Here is an 18,667-nt window from a genome sequence, read left to right on the forward strand (position 1 = left end):
AATATTAAAAATCCATCCGAAACTTGATTTCGACCAAATGAAAACCAAACTGGCTTTTGACCGGGCCATGTAATACACGTTCAGCGGCAGTAAATACCAGTTTATCAATCACTGGAACCAGTTGGCCTTTCTTCACTTCACCTAGCTCACCGCCACGTTTGGCAGAATTACAGGTTGAATACTGTTTTGCGATTTTATTAAAGTCGGCACCACTTAAAATCTTTTTTTTAAGCTGCTCAGCGGTTTCTTTATCTTTAACTAGAATATGACGCACAATGGCTGTTTTCATGACTTTTTCCCTCGTACAGTTGCCACTTTTTTGACAGGGAGATGGATCTTTTTCAAAGGTTGGCATTCAGGACAAAAAACTGAAGCCCGTTGCCCCAATTTAATATTTTCAAGCGTGGTCTCGCAGTTCACACACATTTCACCGGCACGGCCATAAGCTAGCAGGGTTTGCTGAAAATAGCCATTTTCGCCCATGGCATTGGTGTAGTCTCTTAAGGTTGAACCACCCAGATCAATTGCCTGTTTCAAAATGCGCTTAATTTCCAGCACTAACTTTTCAATCTGCATCAAGCTTAAAGTCGAGGCCGGTTGCGCCGGATGAATCCCCAGATTAAACAGACTTTCAGTCGCATAAATATTGCCTACGCCCACCACCACATGGTTATCCATAATTGCAACTTTGGTGCCAACATTTTTATTCTTCAATTTTTCAAATAAATACTTGGCATTAAAGTTCTCGCTTAAGGGCTCTGGCCCCAGCGTATCGATCAATTTGCTTTGTGATTGTGCATCCAGCCAAAGAATGCAGCCAAAACGACGAGGGTCATGATAACGCAGTTCGATATCATCAAACTGAATGATCAGATGGTCATGTTTGCGTAATTCTTCATTGCCATCGCATAGACGGAAACTCCCCGACATGCCCAAATGCCAGAGCATAGTGTCGTGTTCAAACTCCGCCAGAATATATTTAGAACGGCGAGTGAGCTTCAGTAATTTTTGCCCCACCAGCTTTTCTATATTCTCCGGAATAGGCCAGCGCAAACTTGACTGACGCACTTCAACATGTTTTACGCATTGTTCCAATAAAGGCAATAAACTGGTTTTGGTGGTTTCAACTTCTGGTAATTCAGGCATAACACATCAATGGCGAGGGAGATGCAGCTAATATTGGGTGAATTGGCCGGGATTGCAAGCGTTAATCGGGGTGAAATCGCTGGAAAATGACTGGGTATTTCATCTTTATTTAAGCTGTAATTGTTTAAAGAATAAACTAGGTTTCTATGTTTTTATAACAAATTTTCTTAGGAGAAAATCACATAGAAAATATCAATAAATTATAAGTTAATGAAAAATATATAAATAATTTTAAATTGTTAAAATAAAAATTATATTTTTATGTTTAAGGCATAACTAAAAGTTTAATGAGTAATAAAAAAAATGCTGGGAATTTGTATGAAAAGTTATGTAAATTCATGCACCTAATAGCAATTTAAAAACCTTGCTTGTTTTTCTCTCCGAATGTTTAGGTTTTACATGAAATATTTAGGTCTAGCTCTATTGCCTTTAATGGCTGCCATGACAACCGCTCAGGCGGAATCTGCATTTGATCCACAAGGTCAGTATTTACTGGGGGACTGGAATGGTCAACGTACAGAACTGGCCCAACAGGGAATTAAATTTGAAGCCAATCTGTTAACCGATACCGCCTATCTTGCTGATGGTGGTCGTAATGAGGGCGCAGGTCCATTAACTTCTGCCCAATTATGGCTGGGTACTCAACTGGATATGGAAAAGCTGGCGGGATGGAATGGTGTCACTGTACGTGCCGTGATGACTGCACGTCAGGGTCAAAGTACCTCTGTTCGTGACTTGCAGGATCCTAATGCACCACAGCTGGCCAATGTACAAGGCACTTTTGGGCGTGGTAATCAGGATAGCCGTCTGAGCGAGCTGTCTATTGAAAAGAATTATAAAGACCAAGGGCTCAGTATTAAGGCGGGTCGTCTTGGTCTGGGCATGGATTTTAATGTCATGGCTTGTGATTTTGCCAGTACGGCATTTTGTGCTGCACAGATGGGTAAATGGCAGGGCAATATCTGGATGAATACGCCTGTAGCACAATGGGGTGCGCGCGTGAAGCAGCAACTCAATCCTGAACTTGCGGTACAAGTCGGTGTGTATGAGTTTAATCCGGATAATGGTAATGGCGCTAAAGAAGGTCAGGGCTGGAGTCTGGATACCGACCATGCAGATGGTGTGACGATTCCGGCAGAAGTGATCTGGACACCGAAATCATTGGTGAATGGCTTGCCGGGCAGCTACCGGGTTGGCGGGATGTACAATACGGCCGATGATGTTGCCAACCAAAAAGATATTGCCAATCCTACTGATGCCAAAAACCATACCTTTGCAGGCTGGTTAGCTGTAGAACAGCAGTTAACGTCTATAGGTCAGGGCCGTCAGGGTTTGCATTCATTTGCTAACTTTACCTGGCATGATCGCGATACTAACAAAGTGGATAATTCACAACAAATTGGTGTGAAATATATCGGTCTTGCGGACAGCCAGCCGAATGATATTTTAGGTCTGGCGGTCAATCGTGTACATATTAATGACCGGATCAAGAATCTGAATTTTGATGCGAGTGCAGAATACAATATTGAACTGAACTATAGCTATAACGCAACAAAGTGGCTGATGCTGCGTCCAAACCTGCAATATGTCATTAATCCAGGTTCAAGCAATAATGTAGATGATGCACTGGTACTCGGTTTGACTACACGAATCATCTTCTAAAGTTTGATCGTTCACGTTATAACTAAACAGGCTCTTGGGAGCCTGTTTTTATTTTTAGAGTGAAACTGGGCAATAAAAAGAGGAAATACAGCGTGGCATTACTATTTCAACCTATTCAATTTGGATCACTGCAACTTCAAAATAAAATCGTAATTGCGCCGATGTGTCAGTACTCTGCAACAGAGCAGGGGGAAATTACCTATTGGCACGAGCAGCAATGGGCCAACTATGCCTTATCGGGTGCAGGTTTATGTATTGTCGAAGCGACTGCGGTACAGCCAGAAGGCCGGATCAGTTATGCCGATCTGGGTTTATGGAATGACGAACAGGCAAAGCAGATCAAGACTTTACTGGAAAAAGTCAAATCCATCTCCCCGATGCCTTTTGCTATTCAGCTCGCACATGCCGGACGTAAAGCCTCAACAGATAAACCATGGGCAGGTAAAGGTCAATTTAAGCCGGATGAAGCATATGGCTGGCAAACTGTTTCTGCGAGTGATATTCCTTTTCAGACCGATGAACATCCACCTAAAGCCTTAAGCCAGTCGGAAATTGAACAGGTCATTGCTGACTTTGCAGAAAGTGCTAAACGTGCAGTTGAGGCCGGTTTTGACCTGATTGAGCTGCATGCAGCGCATGGTTATTTATTGCATCAGTTCATGTCACCACTTTCAAATAAACGTGATGATCAGTATGGCGGTTCACTGGAAAACCGGATTCGCCTGACTCTGGAAGTATTACAAGCCATGAAAGCGGCGGTTCCAGAAGGTTATCCAATTGGAGTACGTATTTCGGCCAGCGATTGGATGGATCAGCCAGATAGCTGGACCATTGACTCTTCAATTGAATTGTCCAAAGCACTGGAAGCTGCGGGTGCTGCCTATATTCATATTTCTAGTGCCGGTTTACATGCCAAACAGAACATTGATGTGAAGCCGAATTATCAGGTGCCTTTTGCAGATGCGATCAAGAAAGTCGTGAATATTCCCGTGATTGCCGTCGGTTTGATTACTGAAGCTAAGCAGGCAGAAGATATTTTACAAAAGGGCCAAGCCGACGCTATCGCACTGGCTCGTGCCATTCTTTATGATCCCCATTGGCCTTGGCATGCAGCGGCAGCACTTGAGGAAAAAATCAAGATTTCACCGCAATATCTGCGCTCTGCACCCCATGGTTTGAATCACCTGTTTGAGCCTTTTTAACACTGCTTTAGTCTCAGAAATTCTTATAATGGAATATCACTGGCAAGAGGATACTGCATTATGATTTTTGCGGTCATTGTGCCCATATTTTTATTGTTGGCGCTGGGTTATCTGACTGTAAAGAGTCAAGTGTTAAACAAAGAACAGGTGGGGACGGTCGGTGCCTTTGTGATTAAAGTAGCCTTGCCCTTGCTGTTCTTTCAGTCCCTTGCCTCCAAAGACCTGCATGAAATCTGGTATTTTGAATACTTTGCCGTGTATAGCAGCGTGACCTTACTGCTCTATGGTAGCGGTTTCTGGATCATGCGCCGTCATTTTCAGAATACGCATTCGCAAAGTGCAGTCTTGTCGCTGGGTGCTGCAATGTCAAATACCGGGCTGATTGGTACAGCTGTGCTTAGCTTATTGATCGGACAACAGGCGATGACCTATACCTCTCTGGTGGTCATCATTGAAAGCGTGTTGCTGATTCCGCTGGTGCTGGTCATGGCTGCGCTGGGCACACAACATCAGGCGAACCTTGGCGCCATTTTGAAAAGTGTGCTACTGACCTTGCTAAAGAATCCCTTATTTATGGGAGTGATGCTGGGCATGGCCTGTGCAGTTTTCCAGATTAAAATTCCAGTCTATCTCGATCAGGTCTTTGCCTTGATTGGTCAGACGGCCTCACCATTGGCCTTGTTTGCCATTGGAGGTGGGATCGTGGGAATGAGTCTGAAATATGTCAACCTGCAAAGTTTCTATCTGGTATTTTCCAGCAATATCATGATGCCGTTATTGATGTATCTGGGACTGAGCCAGTTAACTGATTTAAGTCAGGAAATGGTCCATGCTGGTACGCTAATTGCAGCTTTGCCGATGCCGACGATTTTTGGCATGCTGGGACAGGCGTATGGTTTGAATGATCGAACCTTAACGCCATTGTTGATGAGTACCATTGCCGGTTTTATCGTGACCAGTGGCTTAATTGCCTTGTGGTGGGGATAATCTTTTAGCAGATGGATGCTCTGCTACTAAAAAAAGCCCCAAATTGCATGGGGCTTTTTATATTTTAATTTTGTGGAATTAACTTAACTTTTCTTCGCAGGCGCTTTTTTCTGCTCAGCCAGCATTTTGTCTACCGCTGCCAAAGACTCTTTGGCCTGCGGAACATTTTGCTGCGCCAGTGCGGCAAAGATTTTCTTAGCTTCTGGCAGATTTTGCGGAACAATACTGCCATTGGCAAACATATTACCTACTGCCATCAGCGCCGGAATATAACCTTTTTTGGCGAGTTCCTGAATGCTGCTTAGGCCTTGCTGAATCGGTTTTTCATCTTTGTTTTTGAAACCGCTGCTGATGTCATATAAGGCTTTGGCATGAATGGCCTGCATATTGCCTTTGCTGATCAGCGGTTGCAGCTTTTGTAGTCCGGCTTTATTTGACGCTGTCGTATTTTCAGAAAATAGCAGTATGGCCAGATCAATGCTGGCATCATCAAATTTGGCTGCTGAAGCGCGTTCCAGATGCTGTTTGGCTTTGGCCAAATCCTGTTTGAGGCCGAGTGTGCCGGCTGCATAGTTTTTACCCAGTACATAATTGGCCACCGGATAGCCTTTGCTGGCTGCCTGCTCGTAAAGCTGAATGGCTTTTTTCTCGTCCTTGGTTGTACCTTGGCCGGTTTGGGTCAAATAGCCTAAGTTATATAAAGCTTGGGCATTTCCCTGACTGGCCAATTGATTCAAAGCGTCATAGGCACCTTTAAAATTATTGGCTTTGACCATGGCCTCAACTTTTTGGAATTGGGGATCGACTTGATCTTTTACGGTATTTGCCAGAGCGAATTGCGCAGAAAGGGCAAGAACTGTAGCGAGTACTAATTTTTTCATGGTTCCTATAACCTTATTATTGCTGGCACCTTATTCCTTGGTGCCGTTTTAATCATTTTCACTTACATCATAAAAGGATTTTGTGCTTTGTAAATATACAATTTGTCACTAAATACAAATCATCGAAGCACAATATACCGATTAAATCGATGCATGATTTGCACAGGTTTCTGATCAATTCTGCAGATATCAAAAGGATTACTTTGCTTCAGCCGACTTCTCTGATTAAATCTCGGTTTGAATCAGACTCCCAGGATTTAACCATGTTTGTCAAAACCATTAAACGTCACTATGACAGAATCAATGCTGATGAATCGATTGCCGATGAAGACAAGATTGATGCGCTGCTGATGAAACTTGGTGCAGAGTTTTTGATGAGTCAGGAAGACCGAGTATATGTCTTTCAAAAAGGTGAACTCACGGCAAAGTTTGATGCCAAACATGCGCGGGCCTATCATTTTAAAGATTATGTGGTAAAAGACATGAACAAGCTGTTTCATGGCTTCTAAAATAAAAAAGCCAAGAATTTTATCTTGGCTTTTTTATGAGTTATGCAGTGATTATTGCGGACGCGCTACATCACCGCTCAAAGCTTCCGGAAGTTCCAGTACTTCTAGGCCCAATTCGGTCAATGCTTCAGGTTTTGCAACGACTAGCGCTTTATAACCGTCGTCAATCGCGATGCTATTGACAATTTCAACATCATTATTCAGTTTGGTCGCAACATCAGGCACGGTACCTGTGCCTTGAACCAGATGTAACCAGTGTTTTGGCTTGGCTTTAAACCACAGGCGTGCAATGACTTCCTGACCCAAGTAGCAACCCTTGTCATAGTGAATGCCTTCGCGTTGATGCAAACGTAATTCTTGTGGTTGAAACAGGGTCGCGGTGGCAGCCTGAATCCAGGCCTGACCTGATTCAATGGCTTGCTGTTCCCACATCGTTACATCGGTTTCAGTCGTAACGAAGTCAGTATGAATGCCATTGATGACTGGATAAACTGGACCAACCAGTTCCAGTTTCATTTTTGAAAAGGCACCAAATTTTTTAATATGATTGGTCAGTTCCGTAGCCTGATCTTCAGTGCTGACGATTTCAAAGCTTTCCGGACTGATTTTTTTAAGCCATAAGCCAAATTGAATGCGTCCTTTCAGACTGCAGATTGCAGTATAGCGTGTCTGGTTTTCCGCCAAAGTTTCAGTATTCAAAGTCACCTGACCTTGAAGGAATTTTTGTGCATCTACACCATTCAGACTAAACAATGTAAAAGCAGGAGACGCTGCCATAATAAGCCCCGGTTTGAATACTATAAATCAATGCAGTTATTGTGCAGCAAGCATCAAATAGAGGCAAACAAAAAAGCCAACAATCGAAATCATTGGCTTTTAGCGAGCAGATCTTTAGTGGTGAAGGCTAGACGGTAATGGCGAATCACAAGGGAATTTTCCTCCACAGACCCGTACGGTTTCCATCATGCCCTGATCTTCATGGTCGAGGATATGGCAGTGCTGTACGAAGTCACCTTCAAATTTCTTGTAATGGCTTCTGAGAATAAATTTATAGTTAGCTTTTATAAAAAGCGTATCCTTAAATTGTCCTTTCATGCTACGGTATTGCACATCTTCAAGTCCATTTGGATCTGTGACTGGCTCAGATAATGCTTCACTGACATCTTTACCATCAGGATTCAAAATTTTAACAATCTGGAACGGGTTAACATGAATATGGAACGGATGACCGCCAAAATTTTCGGTTGTCAATTCCCATTCATCAGTCTGTCCAACTTGTAACTGACGGACATATTCGCCACCCACTGATCCCTCACCATCAAATTTATCTCCAAAACTTATTAAGTCACCACCTTCTTTATGGCGAAAGCCAAATTTCAAGCCATTCGCAAAAGCCAGCACAAAAGCACTGTACTGTTTTGGTCGGGCAGCAACCACCTTATCAATCTCTTTCGTCATCAATGATGGATGATCACTAAACGCAGAAAGATTAAGCTGAGATAACTGGGTCTGGATATCTTTGCTTAACCCAATTTTTTGTGCACGATCTTTCAGGAACTGGGGCAGCAGTCTGAGCCTTGGTTTTGGCTGCTTTTACATTAACCCATCCAAGCAGTTGGGCATTAAAAAGATTGGTTGGGGCAAGTTGAGGTGTAGTTTGGCCCGTTGGTAATGGCGCGTTAATTTCATCATCGATATTCAATTTGGTGTCAAAAATGCAGTATCTATTGGTGGTCGGAAAGGCAACCATTGCATCATGACGATAACCAGGATGGAACACGGACAGGGTTCTGGTCTGTACATGATTCATGGTTAAGCCATCTTGCGCGATGGTATGCACATTCAGGCTATTCAGCTTCTCAATTTCAGCTTTCTTGTCTGCCTCCTGATAGGCTGAACAGGCTTTAATGGTTTGCTCTGCAGTAAACTTACTGGAGTCAGGAATTTCCTTAATGATTAAACCAATAGTATCGCGTACACCGCCATGAATCATGCGCCAGCGGTTAAATACATTCTGTTCAACCTTCATTTCTCCCACAATTTTACCGTTGATAGACGTGTAGTAATTCTGGTTGGTCCAGAAGCCGCCAATAGACAGGTCATTATAATTTTCTAGCATGCCTATACCTACACCTTTACAGTTATTGGGAACAGCAAATGTGACATTAGGATCGGGATTGCTACAGCGATATTGGATTTGCTGGAACAACAGGATGTTTTCGTTTGGGTAACTGTTTTTTTCTTTCCATAGAATATCCATATCTCCAGTTGAAGTGACTTTGCTATTTTTGACTTTTGGTGTTCTTGAGCCTTCAACAATCAATGGGCCTGCCATGCCATTCGACACCTGAAGAGCAGTTGAGCCATGCAGATGGGCATGATACCAGTAAGTCCCTGCAGGATGATTCGGTTCCATTTTGAACTCATAATCAAATTTTTCCTGAGGTTTGAATTTCAGGAAAACATTATCACTATTGCCTTGAGGACTGACCCAGAAGCCATGGGTATGCAGGTTGGTGGTATTAAAGCAGTGTGGTTCATTTACATTCTCGACATGAGTTGGACAGGTTGTTTCTGACTCGGGTGGAAGCTGGTTATTCAGGTTAAGCGCCATGGTTTCACCCTGTTTGACCCGAATCTGTGGCCCGACCAATTGATCCTCAACATATTCACCAGTTTTTTTCTTATCAAATAAACTGGGTTTGGTTAAATAGCCTCTCAGCAGCACCTGATCCCATAAGCCGTTTCTGGGGTTATAGAGCTTGTTAGTCTTATAGGCCACGATCAGCTCATATTTGCCTTTGGCACTTTTCGGTAACAGGGGTGGGTTGCTAATCAAGCTGTCTGATGTTGTCGGAACGGGATGTGAGGGTTTGGGTGAAGGTGTGGGGTGTGAGGGATGAGAGGGTTGGGACGGATTAGAGGGATTTGACGGTGGTGATGGATTTTTTGTTCCATCCCAACCGCGAGCTAAGAGCATCAAAATGGCGGCTATAGCTCCGAATATTGCGATTTTCAACATTTCAGTTCTGCCTGTTATGGTTATTGTTTTAATGTGAGGATTGTGAATAACGTGACATACGTCACACTGAGCTTCTGATAGTTTTGGAAAATCTGTTATCCCAAATTAGGGGATTGAAATTTTGCTAAATGCGGCGGCAGGACAGGCCTATGAAAACCAGTGAGACTATATTTTTTTATCTTTAAAAAAATGCACATAAAATTAATTATTTATTAGTGATATTAGTGGGTTAGGGTAATAATCAAATAAAAAGATAGAGAAATATTTTGCAACATAAGACTAAAGAATAAGGCGAATTATTCAGATTTTTTTAGCAAAAGACCGCTTTAAAGCAAAAATTCTAAAGTCTGTGTAACAAATTTTTGCGAAAATACCGATTTTTATAATTAAGTATTTGAAAAATATAAAATTTGGGAAATGCTATTTGTGCGGCGTACAATGCTGCTATTACAAAAGTAACTCATCGATATCTATTGATGAATAAAAATAGAGATAAACGAGGGCAGGCAAGCTTATGAACAACAACTACCGTAAACCGCTGCAATCCACCCAGCTGGAATATTATGACGTGCGACAGGCCATAGAAGATATTCAGCCAGGCGCATATGCCAAACTTCCTTATACTTCCAAAGTCCTGGCAGAGCAGTTGGTGCGTCGTTGTGATCCTGCCATTCTGGAACAGTCTTTACGCCAGCTGATTGAGCGTAAACAGGAACATGATTTTCCCTGGTATCCGGCACGTGTAGTGTGTCATGACATCTTGGGGCAAACGGCACTGGTTGACCTTGCCGGTTTACGTGATGCGATTGCCGATCAGGGCGGTGATCCATCGAAAGTCAATCCGGTAGTTCCAACCCAGCTGATTGTCGACCATTCACTGGCGGTTGAGTTTGGTGGTTTTGATCCGGATGCCTTTGAGAAAAACCGTGCCATTGAAGACCGTCGTAACGAAGACCGTTTCCATTTTATTGAATGGACTAAAACCGCATTTGAAAATGTCGATGTAATTCCTGCCGGTAATGGCATCATGCACCAGATCAACTTGGAGAAAATGTCTCCGGTGATTCAGAACCGTGATGGTCTGGCATTCCCGGATACCTGTGTTGGTACAGATTCGCATACACCTCATACAGATGCATTGGGCGTGATCTCGATTGGTGTTGGCGGCTTGGAAGCCGAAAACGTGATGCTGGGCCGTGCATCGTGGATGCGTCTGCCAGATATTATCGGTGTGGAGCTGGTGGGCCAACGTCAGCCGGGTATTACCGCAACGGATATCGTCTTGGCATTAACCGAATTCCTGCGTAAAGAGCGTGTGGTTGGCGCATATTTAGAATTCTTTGGTGAAGGTGCTGACAGCATGTCGGTGGGTGATCGTGCCACGATTTCTAATATGACCCCGGAATATGGCGCAACGGCTGCGATGTTCTATATCGACCAGAACACGATTGATTATCTGACCTTGACCGGTCGTGAGCCTGAGCAAGTCAAACTGGTTGAAACTTATGCCAAGGAGATCGGGCTTTGGGCATCGGATATGACTCAGGCGGAATATCCGCGTGTATTGCGTTTTGATCTATCGACTGTGACACGTAACATCGCTGGCCCATCGAATCCACATGCACGTGTATCAACCTCTGACCTGAAAGAAAAAGGTATTGCCGGTAATTTAGAAGCAGCTCGCGCGCAAGAAGCGGAAGGCTTGATGCCAGATGGCGCGGTGATTATCGCGGCGATTACCTCTTGTACCAATACCTCTAACCCACGTAATACCGTGGCGGCAGGTTTACTGGCACGTAAGGCCAATGAATTGGGCTTGGTCCGTAAGCCTTGGGTGAAATCTTCTTTTGCACCGGGTTCTAAAGCAGCAGCACTTTACCTTGAAGAAGCAGGCGTATTGCACGATCTGGAAAAATTGGGCTTTGGTATTGTGGCCTATGCATGCACGACCTGTAACGGTATGTCGGGTGCGCTTGATCCAAAGATTCAGCAGGAAATTATTGACCGTGACCTGTATGCAACAGCGGTGCTTTCGGGCAACCGTAACTTCGATGGGCGTATCCATCCTTATGCGAAACAGGCATTCTTGGCTTCACCGCCTTTAGTGGTGGCGTATGCGATTGCCGGTACGATTCGTTTTGACATCGAAAAAGATGCTTTAGGAAATGATAAAGACGGTAACCCGATTTATCTAAAAGATATCTGGCCATCGGATGAAGAAATTGATGCGCTGGTAAAAGTGGCTGTAAAACCAGAACAATTTAAAAAAATCTATATTCCGATGTTCGATTTGGGTGTGAATGAAAAGGCAACAAGTCCGCTGTATGACTGGCGTCCGCAAAGTACGTATATTCGTCGTCCGCCGTATTGGGAAGGGGCTTTGGCTGCACCGCGTACATTGTCAAATATGCGTCCGCTGGCGATCTTGGGCGACAACATCACCACCGATCATTTGTCACCATCGAATGCCATTGTTTTAGACAGTGCTTCGGGTGAATACCTGAAAAAAATGGGTGTGCCTGAGGAAGACTTTAACTCTTATGCAACGCATCGCGGTGATCACTTGACTACGCAACGTGCAACATTTGCCAACCCGAAACTGTTTAATGAGATGGTGGTGCGTTCTGATGGTACCATCAAGCAGGGTTCGAAAGCACGTGTGGAGCCTGAAGGCGAAGTAATGCGGATGTGGGAAGCCATTGAAATCTACATGAACCGTAAACAGCCGTTGATTATTATTGCTGGTAAGGATTATGGTCAGGGTTCTAGCCGTGACTGGGCGGCGAAAGGTGTGCGTCTGGCAGGTGTAGAAGCAATTGTCGCTGAAGGTTTTGAGCGTATTCACCGTACCAATCTGGTCGGTATGGGGGTGTTGCCGCTTGAGTTTAAACCGGGTACAGATCGTAAGACTTTAGGTCTTGATGGTACTGAGCTGTACAGCGTGATTGGTAATATCGCGCCACGTTCGACGTTGACTTTGGTGGTTGAACGTTCAACCGATGATGGTAAGAACCAGATTATTGAAGTGCCTGTGACTTGCCGTCTGGATACTGAAGAAGAAGTGCATGTGTATGAAGCGGGTGGGGTATTACAGCGCTTTGCACAGGATTTTTTGGAAGGGAATGTGGCTTAATCTTTTTTAAAATCACCCCTAGCCCCTCTTTGAAAAAGAGGGGAACTTCCTCCTTTTTTAAAGGTGAGAAGCATTGCTTCGCAAGGGTGGATTAAAGTTGTTGATATTGTTTAAAAAAGACCCTACTGTGAAGTGGGGTTTTTATTTAGAGCATTAATGTCTTTATCAAGAAAATACAAACAGGTACTTTTCTTTTTAAACTTAAGCAATTGAGCTTCCTCAATGATTAAAGACGTCTATAACTTTAAGGGAATATAAAATTTCATATGGCTATGGCGATAATTTTGTATTAACGCACTGCGCTATACTTGACCTTATGCATCACTTATCTCAATGTTATTAAACTAGTTAACTTGAAAAAAATAATAAATTATCACTTAATTAATGAGTTATTGAATAATAATTAGAAATACTACTTTGCCCAAATGCCATCATCATTTACAAAAATGGACAATAGACATTCATCACTAGAGGGTTATACTAGATAGACCATTTCTAAAACCATGGAGAACAAAGATGGTTACTGCTGGCGAAAAACCCGGAACAGGCTTCTATTTTTGTGTTCAATGCGGACACCGCACCTACTTAGAAATTGGTACTGATCGTTTACCACCGTGTACCAAATGCCAAGGCAATCAATTTAACAATAAGAATGCCTAAGCAAAACAACTCAAACAGTTACCCTCTGTTTTGAACGAAAGCCCTATTACTCGATAGGGCTTTTTGCTGTGGTATCCAAATTTCATACATAGAAATAAAAAATTATTATGAGAAAACAGTTTTATATCGGGAGGAGAATCTTGGTTTAAAGTAAAAAATTATAATAAATTCAAAAAATTACTTGAACTATTGTTATAAAAGGTATAGGTTGTCTGCTTTAAAAATTAGCTAACCACTTAGAATTAAGGTTAGATATTTCCGGGGGGAAACAATGAAAAAATTTACAGCTTTAGTAATAGGAAGTGTGATGTTATTTACTTCAGGCTGTGCGACGATGTTTAATGGTTCAACACAAACTGTGAATATCCGTAGTAACGATGAATTGGCTAAGTTATATGTCAATGAAGAATATATGGGTCAGCGTAATACTGTTTATACTTTCAAAAAGAAAGAAAATTATGTAATTAAAGCAGAGAAGCAAGGCTGCCAAACCAACATCGTTATTCCACAAAAAACTTTTGATCCAACAACCTTATTAGGTGTTTTCTTGGATTGGGGAATTATCTCTATTCTCGTTGTGGATGGTGCTGCTACTGGTGCATGGCAAAAATTCAGCCAGACAAGTTTTGTAGTGGATCCTAATTGTTAAATAGTTCACTCCGATTTAAAAAATATCCCATTAAATAATGGGATATTTTTTTTTATAGATTTTATTTTCTTAAAATATTATTGTTTGAAAATTAACCAATAAAACCCCATATAAAACCCTAGATTCATCGTGTTTAGGGCAGCTCAATTGCAATATTATCTTGATCTTAATCATGACTCAGGTGTTGCCAATTACGAGATTGGTAACGAGTTTATTCGGGTTCAATTTAAGAAAACCTCGAAAGTTTATACCTACAGCTATAGCAGTGCCGGCTATCAGCATGTCGAAAACATGAAACAGCTTGCCCAATATGGCGATGGGCTAAATGCCTATATCAATCATCATACTCGACAGCTTTTTGTACGTTAAAACTGGTCTGCTTCTTGCTTCAATGAAAGTCCTAAAAGGCAAATATTTTCTAAAGAGTAAATATCTGCCTAGAAATAGTGCAAGTGCATATATTAAAAAGAGGGCTATCACCTATGGATATTCAACAGCACGCACCAGAGTCAGGAAAGTTAGATAAAAAAGCCCATTTCTATTCTGCATGGCCACTGATCCTGATTCTTTTTGGGGGCGCGATTGGCTCGGTTTACGCTGTGATCGCTTATTTGCTTAATTTGAAAATTTATAGTTCTGAGTTGACTAGAATTAATAAGGTACTGGCTAATTTTCTGTGCGGGATGTCCGCGATTAGTGCCTGGTGGTTTAGTGCGCAATGGATTCAGGGAAAATTCTTTCAATAAAACAGCAATCCTGTCCTGAATGTAAATTGCAATAAAGTCTCATTTTGGCGAATAAAAAAGCATAAAAAATTGGAAATGGAATTTATTTCTCTATATGTGGGTTAATAATGAAATAAATTTTCAGATTCATGGAAAATTAAAAAAACATAGGAAATTAATCCCGTCCATCTTTGCCTAATATAGCTCTCAAGGGTGTGATGGGATCGGAAAGAGTAGCATGCTGCGAGCGGCGCAAAACGCGAGTGCAGTACGAACCCAAAAGGTCTCGATCCGGCTTAGGACGCTATAGACCAAAAGTTTATAGGCTATAAGATCAGGTCTTACAAAGAATGATAGTTGAAGTAAACCATTGCGAGTTTTCCCAACACCCTAAAAAATTCTCCAGAAATATACGTAGAATTAAAAATTAAAATAAATATAAATCATGAATTTAATAAAAATATCCAGCTAAGCAAGATACAAATAAGCCCTTCATTTCTCAACCTGATCTGTTATTTTAAAAACATCAGTTGCCCCTTAGGGGAATCCTCATGAATCTCGATATCTGGTGTCGTTTTTTACTGTTTTGCACACTCATCAATTATGTCATTCTCATGATCTGGTTCGTGGTCTATGTCTTTGCCCGAAACTGGATGAAGCAGGTGCATGGAAAATGGTTTCGGCTGTCAGATACCAGTTTCGATATGATTCATTATTCGGGTATGGCGCTCTATAAAATTGGGATTCTGCTATTTAACCTGACGCCGTTAATTGCAATCTATCTGATGAATCAAAGCTAAGTGCGATGTTGTGATTGAATTTTCAAGTGATAAAAATAAGATTGGATTAATATCATTTTATCGCTACTTGATAGCGTGGCAGGATCAATAAGAACGAAAAAAGATTTCAAAGGAGTTGAAGGATGAATCAATTCAAACCGGCCCTGATTTTAGGTGCCTTGATCGGCTTGGGAATGATTATTGCAGGATGGATTCTCGGCAATAGCGCGCTGAAAATTAAACAGTATGAACGTATAGTTTCGGTCAAAGGCTTGTCGGAACGCGAAGTCAAAGCCGATGTGGCGGTATGGCCAATCCGCTTTAATGCCGGCAGTCAGGATCTGGCTGAATTGTACGATACCATGCAAACCAATACCCAGGAAATTCAGACCTTCTTAAAAAATGAAGGATTTAGCGTGGAAGAAATTACCAGTGCTTCACCGAGTATTACTGATAAATATGCCCAGCAATATGGCGGGGATGCCAATGTCGCACTGCGTTATACCGCCAGCCAGACCATCACCGTCTATACCCACAAAATAGATGCAGTACGCGCGGCACAAAGTCGCCTGGTGGCCTTGGGCAGAAAAGGCATTGCCTTTGCAGGGGATGATTCTGGGCAAAGAACGGAATATTTATTTACCAAGCTGAATGACATCAAGCCGGCGATGATTGAACAAGCCACCGAAAATGCCCGAAGTGTGGCAGAAAAATTTGCTGCAGATTCAAAAAGCAGTCTGGGCAAAATCAAGTCCGCCAATCAGGGGCTGTTTAGTATTGAAGATCGCGACAGCAATACGCCGTATTTGAAAAAAGTACGCGTGGTCTCGACGGTCGATTATTATCTGGCAGATTAAGCTGAGCTGGTCAAGCACGGTAATTGACAGCCTAGAAGCCGCTTGTTATTTTGCGCGCATTATTCCAGATGCTGTACCCTTAAAATGCCCATCAACCATGACTTTGTCTATTGTCCACCGCAAGAACCACTGCATATCGTTTATGAAGATGATGATCTGGTGGTAATTGAAAAGCCGGCCGGATTATTGTCGGTTCCGGGGCGTTTACCTGAACATCATGACAGTGCCTATTTGCGGGTTCTGAACCAGTATCCGCAGGCCAAAATTACCCATCGTCTGGATATGGCCACCTCCGGTATTTTGATGTTTGCCAAACACCGCGATGCAGAAGTGGCGGTGAGTAAAATGTTTCAGGCACGCACGGTACATAAAAATTATGTTGCACTGGTACAAGGCAAACTTGAAGGTGAGGGCAGCGTTGATGTGCCTTTGATTACCGACTGGGAAAACCGTCCGCGTCAGATGGTGCATTTTGAACTGGGCAAGGCCGCCAAAACCCTGTATCAGGCCTTAGAATATCTACCCCAGCAAGACATTAGCCGGGTACTACTGACACCAATTACTGGCCGTTCCCATCAGCTACGCGTGCATATGCTGCATATCGGTCATCCCATTACTGGCGATAAAATTTATCATCCTGAACCCCAGCGCAGTCCTTTAAATCGTATGGCCTTGCATGCCAGTTATTTGGCTTTTACCCAGCCTTTGAGTGGTGTCCCGGTTGAAATAAAGGCAGAAATACCATTCTAATTTGATTCTGCTTAATAGTTAGATTCAACCGGACACATGCTTTTTAAGCTCATAAATATGATGAGGTTCAAGCCCTTAAACTGGGCAACCCGAATAAAAAGTGTGAGAATTTATTTCGATAGTAGCTTGGAGATGAGTAGCTTTACAAGCATGTTCAAATGAAATTTTCTACTGATCCATTGCCTGATCGGTTGTCACTACCGCACATAAATTTTTAATGTTCGGTTTATCTCTTGATGATGAGCCTAGAGAATTTTTATTCTTTTATCTCCCACTATAGGCCTGATGCCTTTATTTTTATGGTTTTTTAACCTTCCTTTCATTATTTTTAAACTTTCAAATTATATCCTTTGATATAAAAAATATCGTAAGTTGTTTCAGAATGGATTTGTCTTGAGCTGGAAAGTAGTCAGTCATACATGACTTACACATAAAAATTTTGTAGAAAAATAAAATGAATGAATGACTTAGTATTGATCAACGGCTTTGATTATCTGGCCGAAGTGATGCAAAATTAATCATGACTTTATAATAAATTTTTAATTTGATGGTTTAGGGCGCTGCCCGGGGTTAAAGGAAAGAACGATGCTCAGTATGGCTCTCTTCGTTCTCGCGAGTATTTTAATATGTGCATTGCTATGGAGCTTAAAGGTACAGGCTTCATTACGCAGCAATATCCAGTTTTTACAGGAAAACCTGGATCATTCCCGCAGCAAATTGGCAGATTATGAAACTCAAGTCGATGAATTGAATTATGAAATCACCCAATTGCGGGTACAAAATGGCAGTTTAAACATTGCCCTGAATAAATATAAAAAATATCAGGATATCTGGGATATCGAGCAATATATTATTAACCGGACTTTGCAGGCTGAAAACTTTGTTGAAGCGACCAAGCTGGATGCTTCGATCATGATCGATGATCTCAAAGCCTATATCGCAAGAGTAAAAGATTATCTTGCCCAGTTTCAGGCGCAGGCCGTGGCCGAGGTTGAGCAGGAGGCCCGACAAAGTTTGCACGGTTATTATGAACAGGCTAAACAACAGCATCGCTTGCAAGAGGTATTGAGTGCTTTACAGCATAAAATACAGGCCCAGCGCTTCGGCTTGCAGCTTCCCGCAACACAGGTTTTAGAGCAGCTGATTGAGGGTTATAGCGAAACGGATGCGGTTGGGCATTTACGCAATGTCCGTGACAGAATTCAACAGGCCATAGAAAAACAGCAGGTGGCGAGCTGTAATTATGTCGACGACAATCGCCGTCGAAGTACTATTGAAATCCTGAGTCTGGCTTTCAACTGTAAGGCAGATTTATATCTCTCTCAATTAAGCACAGAAAATTTGGGCGAGATATTGCAGGCCTTAAAGGATGATTATGTCTTGCTGAATTATACCGGGCAGACACTGAGTCAGGCGATGATTCAAGAATCCTATCTTGATCTGCGTTTAGAAGAACTCAAGTTTGCTGCGCTGGTTTTGCAATTGGAACAGGATCATCTGCATCCACACATCGCGTAGATCATGACATTCATAGGTCTAGAAGATTTTTACCAGAGTATTCTGAATGCCATAAGTTGGTTTAAATCCTGATATTTTTCAGGATTTTTGGCCTTGAGGAATCTTGACTATATTGATCCTCTTACTTATTTTTATATTTATAAAAATCATATGTTTATTTATGGTTAAAAGATAATATTTTTTGTCT

17 protein-coding genes and 1 pseudogene are annotated in these 18,667 nt (G+C 42.2%); 13 read left to right on the forward strand and 5 right to left on the reverse strand.

The window, feature by feature from the left end; genetic code table 11:
• Positions 1-4 precede the first annotated feature (4 nt).
• Together Q9R24_RS12070 and mutM are read right to left on the reverse strand one after the other, a co-directional pair.
• The gene (locus Q9R24_RS12070) at positions 5-289 is read right to left on the reverse strand and encodes a peptidylprolyl isomerase (protein WP_004281718.1); all 285 of its coding nucleotides are present in this window, start codon (positions 287-289) and stop codon (positions 5-7) included.
• The gene (gene mutM, locus Q9R24_RS12075; RefSeq protein WP_311204598.1) at positions 286-1,146 is read right to left on the reverse strand and encodes a bifunctional DNA-formamidopyrimidine glycosylase/DNA-(apurinic or apyrimidinic site) lyase; all 861 of its coding nucleotides are present in this window, start codon (positions 1,144-1,146) and stop codon (positions 286-288) included. The genes Q9R24_RS12070 and mutM overlap by 4 nt, the downstream gene beginning before the upstream one ends.
• Positions 1,147-1,545: 399 nt before the next feature.
• Between mutM and Q9R24_RS12080 the strand changes: the two genes are divergently transcribed.
• The 3 genes from Q9R24_RS12080 to Q9R24_RS12090 all read left to right on the forward strand — a co-directional run bounded on the left by Q9R24_RS12080 (position 1,546) and on the right by Q9R24_RS12090 (position 4,997).
• Positions 1,546-2,808, forward strand: a complete 1,263-nt coding sequence (locus tag Q9R24_RS12080; RefSeq protein ID WP_311204599.1) for a carbohydrate porin — start codon at positions 1,546-1,548, stop codon at positions 2,806-2,808.
• 92 nt (positions 2,809-2,900) lie between these two features.
• Positions 2,901-4,010 carry an NADH:flavin oxidoreductase/NADH oxidase gene (locus Q9R24_RS12085; RefSeq protein WP_311204600.1) on the forward strand — a complete coding sequence of 370 codons (1,110 nt, stop codon included), beginning with the start codon at positions 2,901-2,903 and terminating at the stop codon, positions 4,008-4,010.
• Between the two features lie 60 nt (positions 4,011-4,070).
• Complete coding sequence (locus Q9R24_RS12090; protein WP_243475098.1) at positions 4,071-4,997, forward strand: AEC family transporter; 927 nt, start codon at positions 4,071-4,073, stop codon at positions 4,995-4,997.
• Between the two features lie 83 nt (positions 4,998-5,080).
• Here Q9R24_RS12090 and Q9R24_RS12095 read toward each other — a convergent pair whose 3' ends face one another.
• Positions 5,081-5,878 carry a tetratricopeptide repeat protein gene (locus tag Q9R24_RS12095; protein ID WP_004281723.1) on the reverse strand — a complete coding sequence of 266 codons (798 nt, stop codon included), beginning with the start codon at positions 5,876-5,878 and terminating at the stop codon, positions 5,081-5,083.
• A 263-nt stretch (positions 5,879-6,141) separates the two neighbouring features.
• Here Q9R24_RS12095 and Q9R24_RS12100 point away from each other — a divergent pair, with 263 nt between their 5' ends.
• Positions 6,142-6,387, forward strand: a complete 246-nt coding sequence (locus Q9R24_RS12100) for a hypothetical protein (protein ID WP_004645929.1) — start codon at positions 6,142-6,144, stop codon at positions 6,385-6,387.
• Positions 6,388-6,438: 51 nt separating this feature from the next.
• Here Q9R24_RS12100 and Q9R24_RS12105 read toward each other — a convergent pair whose 3' ends face one another.
• Positions 6,439-7,164: a folate-binding Fe/S cluster repair protein gene (locus Q9R24_RS12105; RefSeq protein ID WP_311204601.1), complete on the reverse strand. Its 726-nt coding sequence runs from the start codon at positions 7,162-7,164 to the stop codon at positions 6,439-6,441.
• 114 nt (positions 7,165-7,278) lie between these two features.
• Positions 7,279-9,409, reverse strand: a pseudogene (locus Q9R24_RS12110) (multicopper oxidase family protein).
• Positions 9,410-9,923: 514 nt separating this feature from the next.
• Between Q9R24_RS12110 and acnD the strand changes: the two are divergent.
• From acnD to Q9R24_RS12155, 9 genes are all read left to right on the forward strand, one after another.
• Complete coding sequence (acnD, locus tag Q9R24_RS12115; protein ID WP_311204602.1) at positions 9,924-12,542, forward strand: Fe/S-dependent 2-methylisocitrate dehydratase AcnD; 2,619 nt, start codon at positions 9,924-9,926, stop codon at positions 12,540-12,542.
• 516 nt (positions 12,543-13,058) lie between these two features.
• Positions 13,059-13,202 carry a zinc ribbon-containing protein gene (locus tag Q9R24_RS12120; protein WP_004645925.1) on the forward strand — a complete coding sequence of 48 codons (144 nt, stop codon included), beginning with the start codon at positions 13,059-13,061 and terminating at the stop codon, positions 13,200-13,202.
• A gap of 307 nt (positions 13,203-13,509) precedes the next feature.
• On the forward strand, positions 13,510-13,851 hold the full coding sequence (locus tag Q9R24_RS12125; protein ID WP_004645924.1) for a hypothetical protein: 342 nt from the start codon (positions 13,510-13,512) through the stop codon (positions 13,849-13,851).
• Between the two features lie 147 nt (positions 13,852-13,998).
• A complete protein-coding gene (locus Q9R24_RS12130; RefSeq protein ID WP_016806680.1) occupies positions 13,999-14,220 on the forward strand; it encodes a hypothetical protein in 222 nt (73 codons plus the stop codon).
• Between the two features lie 113 nt (positions 14,221-14,333).
• Positions 14,334-14,597 carry a hypothetical protein gene (locus Q9R24_RS12135; RefSeq protein WP_311204603.1) on the forward strand — a complete coding sequence of 88 codons (264 nt, stop codon included), beginning with the start codon at positions 14,334-14,336 and terminating at the stop codon, positions 14,595-14,597.
• 530 nt (positions 14,598-15,127) lie between these two features.
• Positions 15,128-15,376, forward strand: coding sequence for a DUF6868 family protein (locus Q9R24_RS12140; RefSeq protein WP_005106158.1), 249 nt, complete (start codon positions 15,128-15,130; stop codon positions 15,374-15,376).
• Positions 15,377-15,498: 122 nt separating this feature from the next.
• A complete protein-coding gene (locus Q9R24_RS12145) occupies positions 15,499-16,212 on the forward strand; it encodes an SIMPL domain-containing protein (RefSeq protein ID WP_005266007.1) in 714 nt (237 codons plus the stop codon).
• A gap of 84 nt (positions 16,213-16,296) precedes the next feature.
• Complete coding sequence (locus tag Q9R24_RS12150) at positions 16,297-16,962, forward strand: pseudouridine synthase (protein WP_311204604.1); 666 nt, start codon at positions 16,297-16,299, stop codon at positions 16,960-16,962.
• Between the two features lie 585 nt (positions 16,963-17,547).
• Positions 17,548-18,480 (forward strand): hypothetical protein, encoded by a 933-nt coding sequence (locus Q9R24_RS12155; protein WP_311204605.1) that lies wholly within the window; start codon positions 17,548-17,550, stop codon positions 18,478-18,480.
• The last annotated feature ends 187 nt before the right edge of the window (positions 18,481-18,667 follow it).

This window comes from Acinetobacter sp. RRD8, assembly GCF_031844225.1.
Taxonomy (GTDB): domain Bacteria; phylum Pseudomonadota; class Gammaproteobacteria; order Pseudomonadales; family Moraxellaceae; genus Acinetobacter.